The sequence below is a fragment of the uncultured Pseudoflavonifractor sp. genome (assembly GCA_904419835.1).
GTDB lineage: Bacteria > Bacillota > Clostridia > Oscillospirales > Oscillospiraceae > Pseudoflavonifractor.
The window spans coordinates 1-6704 of the sequence record CAJFTA010000046.1 but is presented as its reverse complement, the minus strand read 5'-3'; the positions used below and the strand labels follow the sequence as shown (position 1 = coordinate 6704).

At 56.0% G+C, this 6704-nt stretch carries 3 protein-coding genes, 2 pseudogenes and 1 CRISPR repeat array; of the genes and pseudogenes, 3 read left to right on the top strand and 2 right to left on the bottom strand.

The genetic code is table 11. From position 1 onward, the window contains the following. Positions 1-406: pseudogene (locus QZY67_RS08695) on the top strand (transcriptional regulator); the annotation flags it as partial. A 103-nt stretch (positions 407-509) separates the two neighbouring features. On the opposite strand, the gene QZY67_RS08690 reads toward QZY67_RS08695, so the two are convergent. Both QZY67_RS08690 and QZY67_RS08685 read right to left on the bottom strand, forming a co-directional pair. After that, positions 510-1418, bottom strand: a complete 909-nt coding sequence (locus QZY67_RS08690) for a hypothetical protein (protein ID WP_295369739.1) — start codon at positions 1416-1418, stop codon at positions 510-512. Positions 1419-1722: 304 nt separating this feature from the next. Beyond that, positions 1723-1950 carry a helix-turn-helix transcriptional regulator gene (locus QZY67_RS08685; protein ID WP_295369738.1) on the bottom strand — a complete coding sequence of 76 codons (228 nt, stop codon included), beginning with the start codon at positions 1948-1950 and terminating at the stop codon, positions 1723-1725. 150 nt (positions 1951-2100) lie between these two features. Between QZY67_RS08685 and QZY67_RS08680 the strand changes: the two genes are divergently transcribed. Beyond that, entirely contained in the window at positions 2101-4794 is a 2694-nt protein-coding gene (locus QZY67_RS08680; RefSeq protein ID WP_295369737.1) for an S-layer homology domain-containing protein, read from the top strand. 629 nt (positions 4795-5423) lie between these two features. Beyond that, a pseudogene (locus tag QZY67_RS08675) lies at positions 5424-5588 on the top strand (alpha/beta-type small acid-soluble spore protein); the annotation flags it as partial. A gap of 192 nt (positions 5589-5780) precedes the next feature. Beyond that, positions 5781-6692: a CRISPR direct-repeat array (repeat unit 33 nt; unit sequence ATTTCAATCCACGCTCCCCGTGTGGGGAGCGAC). Positions 6693-6704 lie beyond the last annotated feature (12 nt).

The following is a 6704-nucleotide window of genomic DNA, read 5'->3' as shown; positions in this document are numbered from 1 at the left end:
GGCTGCTTTACGGGCTATGATACTGGAAGAACATCCCGAAGCTACGGCAGACCGGGCAATCAAAGTATTGGAAGCCTGTCAGGTAGAGGAAGAAGATTTTTTCTGCCTTGTAACGCACAAAACATGGGACGCCATTCTCCATGACATACGCAAGGCGCATGAACATGAAAAAGACACGGACAGCGCCCCGGAGATCACACCGGCACAGGGACTCATTCTGTCCGTCCGGAAAGCCATGCAGACGCCGGGGGACTACATCGGCAAGCTGACAAAGATTTTCTGTGAAGCGTTTGGGGTCAGCTACAAACGCCTTTCCGAACAGGAGAAGGAAACGTTACAGGGGATTTTCAAAAAGGCCCGCCTTGTCCAAAACTCCCGGCTTAGCTTCCGGCGCAGGAAAAAATGAAAACAGCCGTTGTGGGAATGGCGTGTTCCTGCAACGGCTGATGTGGTGGTAGATATTCAATTTTTCAGTGGGTGTCAGTCCGACAAACTGGAATTTGCTGCAATCAACCATTGGACACTGTTTTTTGTTTCCCATATTTTTCTTCTATTTCTTTCGTATGTGCATAAAGCAGTTCCAGCGCCCGTGTCTGGATGCCGGAGAGATTCGTTTGATCCGTATCTGCAAACTCGAGTTTGAGCCTCGCAGAAGCTACCGCATGACTGTCACTTGCTCTGCTTTCATCCGCTACCGATAAGAATTTTTGCAGCAATCCCAAATCGCCGGAGTAATGGAGCTCCACAAGTTTTGCCCGGTATTCCAGCTCCGTGGGGGTGATTCCCGGGAATTGTTTCATATCTATGGTATGCTGTGCTTCGTGCTTCAGAAGAGAAACGAGAAACTGTTCGCTTTCAAAATCATACGCCTGCTCAACACAGTTGATCGTGCCATCGGGCGAAGCCCAGCCGCCTGTCCCGAACCTGCCGAAGGTCAGATAATCCATCCAACTGCGGAAAACAAAGCCCTTGAGAATGTTGACGGTATATTCCGCTGTTCCGCCCGGCAGCTCCACACGGTGGACAGTCGGAACGGTATCCCGCCAGATATACGGGCCGTAATATCCCTGGGTTTTCCCGAAAAGCGCATGATAGCCCTTCGATTCAAACACCGATTGAAGCTGCTCAGTCAGACACTCTTCCTCTGCATTTGGCATATCCAAGAGCGCTTTCAGCTGCGTCAGCAACTTTTCTGCGGCCTTTATCTCCGGCAACCCGCAATAAAAAACATCCCGATAATATACCTGATACAACAGCAGTATTTGGTTAAGAAATTCCGGCACATCATAGCTGCGGTATTCGCAGTTTTCAAAAACAGCGATGTAAGCTGGAAGGATGTCCTGAAATTCCTCGTGTTCACGCATATACGCAATGGCGCCCTTCATGTCGCCATTTATGAAAAAGTCCTGGATTTGCATGGCTGTTTCGTCACTCCTTCCATGATTCGCATTCTACAGCCGATTAAAAAAGCAAAGTCACTGTTCGGGAAAAAGAGACTCAGGCTCCCTTGTCCGTTTTTTCCTGATCCGAACCAAATCTTCTTGTCCGCTCCGCAAATTGGAAGCTGTCTATATCAGAAATCAATCATTTTAACTTTTATAAAGATTGTTTCTAATTCTTGTTTTGCTCCAGTAAAGGTAGGCCAAGCATCAATTTCATCATTGGTTTTTGCAAAAACACAATCATCCATTTGCTTTGTCCTCCCACACAAATTCCGATTTGTCACTCTGCTTCATTAGCAGAATCTTCGTCCTGTTCCAACTCAATCACATCTATAATATCACAATTTAGTGCCCCACAGATACGGAGTAGGGTTTCCATGTTGATATGCAGCCCCTTTCCCATATTGGCAATCTGATTTGTAGTCAGACCAGCGGCAAGCCGCAAGTCCTCTTTTCTCATTTTTCGCTCTTTTAATGTATTCCAAAGCGGCTGATAGCTTATGTGCATTTATCGCCCTGCCTTTCTCCCTGTGCCGGGATTCCTGTTTTTCATTATAGCAGTTTTCTTGCTAACTCGCAATATTCTTGACGGCTCGCCGGTTCCGTCTGGATTGTGCTTTTCCTTTCCTCGTTTTTGTTACATTTAATTCGCCATGAAGTGGGTTACACCATCGTCAATGCAAATGACGGCTCCGCCTGTACCGCCATGCTGGTCACCAGCGATGAATATCTGGATGAAAATCCCCAGGTGGTCTCCGCAAACTTCGGTACCGGCGATGATGACCGCTTTGTGATCGCCTGGCACAGTCTCCGGGCTGGCCTCAGCGATATCCAGCTGCTGGCCGTGGACAGGGACGGCGTCATGTCCAACAGCTTCCCGGCCTCCCTGTCCGCCATCACCAGCGACGGCAGCGCCGCCGTGAGCGCCAGCTTCCGTCTGGCCGCCCTCAGCGGCAGCGACCGGGATGTGAGCAATCTGACGGTGATTTGGGATGAGACCGTGGAGAATCACAGCATTCTCCGGGCCGCCCGGCTGCGGAGCGACGGCGGCGCCGGCTACATCCTTTCGGCGCCGCTGGAACTGGCCACGCTGGAGGAGCGCACCATGGCTGACCACTTTGAGGCCTATGTGAGCGCGGAGAACCAGATCAAGGCCATCGTCCAGGCCACCCAGTACGGCGATGACATCGACAATATGAAAGATGATATCCCCCAGACGAAGCTTTACACCGTCACCTCCGACTTCGCCCTCGACGCGGTGGAGGTGGAGCAGATCGGCGTGGACTATGAAAACCTTGCCATCAACAGCCTTGTGCCGGTCCAGTTTGTCATCCGCAACGTCGGCCTCAACAGCGTGACGGACCTGGCTGTGACCATGGCAAGCGGCGAAACCGCAACCTGCAGCCAGGCCCTGCTCCCCAACGAGAGCGCGACCCTTACCATCTGGCACAAAATCGGCGATGCGGTGGAAAATGCCGTCTACACCGTCTCCGCCGCCGGCAATCCTTCCCTCGCCAGCGGCACGGTCTATCTGGACTACCCGGATATCGGCATCTCCCGGATGGAGGTCCTCGGGGAGTTGGAGGGCAGGCGAACTGTTTCCATGACCCTCTATAACGCATCCCCCGCCACTTTGGCCGGCGATAAGGACCGTGAGGTGAAGCTGTCCTTTTATACCGACAACCTGCTGACCGAAACAGCCGATGTGACCTGTACCAGCGACGGCGTTGCGGTAAGCGGCAATACGCTCACCATCTCCGGCGAGAACGCCCTCCGGCACATTGATGAGGGCAGTTTCACCCTGGAGGTGACCTATGACGTGGGCGCCTATGTGGCCGGGCAGGGCCTCAGCGAGATTCCCGACAGCGGCGTGTACCTTTATGCAGATGTCTGGACCGAAGAGGTCATCGGTAAGCAGGACCCGCAGCGGCTGCCGGAGTACAGCAGTATGGACAACCAGAAGGCCGTCCGGCTCACCGGTGCGCTGGCCCGGACCGGCGAGGCGACCACCCTGAACGTGGACCTGAGCGCCGACAGCCAGGGCAACACCGTCGCCGACGTGACACTGAAGAACAACTCCCTGCAGCCCTACACCGGCACAAAGCTGGTGGCCGCCCTGCTGAATGCCGACGACGATCTGCTGGAAACGCAGCTCACAACGATATCCCGGCAGCTGGACGGCGAGACTTCCTCCACCAGCCGGGTGACCTTCACCCAGGCGGGCAGCAGGGTGGTGGTATATGCCTTGACCGGCGAGGACAGCCTCACCTTTGAGGGGCTGCCCGTGTCCATGGATGATTTCACGCTGGGCGAAGATGGGACGCTGACCTGCTCGGTCTCCGGTATCTCAGCCGGCAGCACGCTGGTTACCGCCGTCTCCGGCAGCGGCGGGAAGGTAACCATCAACGGTACGGAATTTACCGGCAGCGGCAGCCTCTCCGTGCCCATCGGCGCAGGCGAGACGGTTATCACCGTAACTGTCGGCGCAAAGACCTATACCCTGCAGATCACCAGCACCCATTCCGCCGGCGGAATCTCCTACTACGATATTACCACAGAATCCACCAGCGGGGGCAAGGTGACTGCCAGCCGGAGCAGCGCAGCAGCGCGGACCACCGTTACGCTCACTGCCGCGCCGGATGACGGCTTCCGGCTTGAGAGCCTCACGGTTACGGATAGAAGCGGGAAAAACGTGACGTTGACAGACAAGGGAGACGGCACCTACACCTTTATCATGCCGGCCGGAGCCGTTACCGTGAAGGCCGTCTTCGTCCCTGTGGGCGGGGGCCTGCCCTTTACGGATGTACCAGCAGGCGCCTGGTATGCGGAGGGCGTGCGCTACGTCTACACAAACGGCCTTATGAATGGCACCAGCGGCACCACCTTTTCCCCTGACATCGCCACCAGCCGGGCGATGATTGCCACCATCCTCTGGCGCATGGCGGGCAGCCCTGCGGCTAACTTTGACATGGAGTTCTCCGATGTGCCTCAGGGACAGTGGTACACCGAGGCAGTCCGCTGGGCCGCCAGCGAGGGCATTGTGAACGGCTACGGCAACGGGCTCTTTGGAACCAGCGACCCCGCCACCCGGGAGCAGTTTGCGGCCATGCTGTGGCGCTACGCCCAGAAGGTGGGCTGCGATGTGCACATCGGCGAGGATACCAACATCCTCTCCTACACCGATGGGGCTGACCTGAGTGAGTACGCTGTCCCCGCCATGCAGTGGGCTGTGGGCGCCGGAATCATCAACGGTACTGGCGACGGATCCACCCTTACCCCTCAGGGCGAGGCCACCCGCGCCCAGACGGCGGTAATGCTTATGCGGTTCTGTGAAAGATATGTGACTGGATAAGCGCGAAAACAGACCCCGCTGACCGAAAGGCCGGCGGGGTCTGTTCAGCGTGTCGAAAAACCTTGGTTGAGCAGAATTGGGCTGTGTCGGGGCGGGGGAGCGCGAGGGGGCAGCCGCCCGCCTCGCGTGGAATCGAATGCCCCGGAAGCCTTGCACAGCAAGGCTTCCGGGGAGCGGAGCGGGGACTTTTGCGCCGCTGTGCGGCGCGAAAGTAACGGCATTTTTGAAGGCTGTCGAAAAAGTCTTTGGACTTTTTCGACAGCCTGAACAGACCCCGCTGACCGAAAGGCCGGCGGGGTCTGTTTTCCTACCCGTTGTCCTGTTTCACATGGAAATACCCCCTCACGAATTCAAATGAAGAGGGCAGCGGCTTTCGTCATAGAGTACAATTAAGACCGGGCCGTTTTTCCAGAATAAACGTTCTAAAGTAAAACATCTCCGCCGTGTCCATGCTGTCTGTGACGGGCGCCTGTTTAGAGCTGCACCAGCGCCCAGAAAACCGGGAACAATAATGCTGTTTTGACTGCAAAAATTTGGCGCGGGCGGGTGCGAATATAAAAATCTCACGGGGCAATGCTATGTTCGGATTCTCAATCCAACAAAATAAAACACAAGGAGATGCACAAGCTATGACTAGTTCCAATAAGGCTGTTGTCCCCAGCGCCCGCGAGGCTCTCGACAAGTTCAAGATGGAGGCTGCCTCCGAGGTGGGCGTCAACCTGAAGCAGGGCTACAATGGCGACCTGACCTCCCGTGAGGCCGGCTCCGTGGGCGGCCAGATGGTCAAGAAAATGAGACCCATACGAACTATGAACTATAAGCGTGCAGACCGCACCGCGCCAGGGCATACGCAGGATATCCATTACATAGCCTCTCTTGCGCTCTGAGTGCGGCGCTGTATAGGCAAAAACAGAAGAACGATACCCGCAGTCAACTCTGAGAGGTTAACTGCGGGTATCGTTTTTTCCTCAATTCTGTAGGATATCATTTCAATCCACGCTCCCCGTGTGGGGAGCGACCCGATGCACCACCACCGGCCAGGGCCAAGAGAGCCCCAATTTCAATCCACGCTCCCCGTGTGGGGAGCGACTATCCTACTCAACAAAATAAAAATTCTTTGCGAATTTCAATCCACGCTCCCCGTGTGGGGAGCGACCTACTGGCACAACATCTCATTCACCCTCCGGGAGGTATTTCAATCCACGCTCCCCGTGTGGGGAGCGACCCCAGCGAGTTCTCCCAGGCGGAGGCCGACATCCGGATTTCAATCCACGCTCCCCGTGTGGGGAGCGACCCAGACATCAATCAAAATCCGCAGCGTTTTGGATATATTTCAATCCACGCTCCCCGTGTGGGGAGCGACTAGTGCTGCACACCTGCACGCTTGCATATGGTCTGATTTCAATCCACGCTCCCCGTGTGGGGAGCGACGCTGGCGCTGGGCGTGCCCAATCGCTACGCGCAGATTTCAATCCACGCTCCCCGTGTGGGGAGCGACCCGAGGCTGAGCGGCAGGCGGCGGAGGCGGACTGATTTCAATCCACGCTCCCCGTGTGGGGAGCGACTCCCCGGTGTCCGACTCGGACACCGTCACAAGCTATTTCAATCCACGCTCCCCGTGTGGGGAGCGACGTCCTGGTAGAGCTTGGCGATGAGCTTGTGCATATTTCAATCCACGCTCCCCGTGTGGGGAGCGACCGGACGCCAGGGACAACCAAATCAGGCATATTAATTTCAATCCACGCTCCCCGTGTGGGGAGCGACGGATTACTTTTTTACTGCTACGCAGGATGATGCATTTCAATCCACGCTCCCCGTGTGGGGAGCGACCTTCTGTCCCGCTCGCAGGCCCATGCGCTTGGTGAATTTCAATCCACGCTCCCCGTGTGGGGAGCGACGCGGTCAACAAC